This is a genomic window from Phyllobacterium sp. P5_D12 (assembly GCF_054049495.1).
In genome coordinates this window covers 1-864 of the sequence record NZ_JBFUMG010001036.1, presented here as the reverse complement: position 1 = coordinate 864, position 864 = coordinate 1, and the positions used below count along the sequence as shown (strand labels likewise).

Annotated in this window: 2 protein-coding genes; one reads left to right on the top strand and one right to left on the bottom strand. The window is 55.3% G+C overall.

The genetic code is table 11. The annotated features are described in order from the left end of the window. Positions 1–389: DUF1214 domain-containing protein (locus ACXJ5O_RS28510; protein ID WP_457302844.1), on the top strand; the 389-nt coding region annotated here is incomplete at its 5' end. A gap of 33 nt (positions 390–422) precedes the next feature. Here ACXJ5O_RS28510 and ACXJ5O_RS28505 read toward each other — a convergent pair. Beyond that, a partial coding sequence (locus tag ACXJ5O_RS28505) for a GNAT family N-acetyltransferase (protein WP_457302843.1) occupies positions 423–864 on the bottom strand: 442 nt, incomplete at its 5' end.

The following is an 864-nucleotide window of genomic DNA, read 5'->3' as shown; positions in this document are numbered from 1 at the left end:
GCATGGTGAAGACCATCGTAGGCGCTGGCTCGCAATATATGAGCGCAGCCAAGGATAAGGATGGCGCTTGGCTGGATGGCGGGGAAAACTATACGCTACACGTCCCCGCAAATGTTCCGGCCAAGGAGTTCTGGGCCGTGACCGTCTATGACGTCCTGACAAGGTCGATGATCAAGACCGGCACGATGAAGGCGGGTGTTTCCAGCCATGACCAGCTCAAGGCCAATGAAGATGGTTCCATCGATATTCATTTCGGTCCGAAAGACAATGTCAATTGGGTCGAGACGATTCCGGGCCGGGGCTGGTTTGCCTATTTCCGCTGGTATGGGCCAACCGAACATTTCTTCGATAAAAGTTGGACGTTGCCCGACTTTGAACGTCGAGGCTAAGGGATTGTTGATCCCGGTACAGACTGCCTGTGACTAAGCCTGCTCAAGGTCGAGGATCCATGTCTGTCCCACCAGATCCTGGCCGAAGGAATGATGCTTTTCCTCATCGACAAGACGAAATCCGGCTGCCTCGTAAATGCGGCGTGCCGAGACGAGGACGTCGTTTGTCCAGAGTTTGATTTGCCGGTACCCGAGTTCCCTCGCGCGCTCGACACAGGTTGCAACGAGCGTTCGACCGATGCCAAGGCCACGCGCGCTCGGTTCGACATAGAGAAGGCGCAGCTTCGCGACATCAGGATCCTCGCTCTGGACGAGGAATATGGACCCGGCGATCGAACCGGCATGTTCGGCAATCCACGCTGCTTCGCGTTCTGGATTGAAATTGGTGACGAATTTCGACAGGATTTCAGCGACCAGCGCTTCATAGGTCCAGTCCAGGCCATATTCCTGATAATAAAGCACTGCCTGCCGGTGA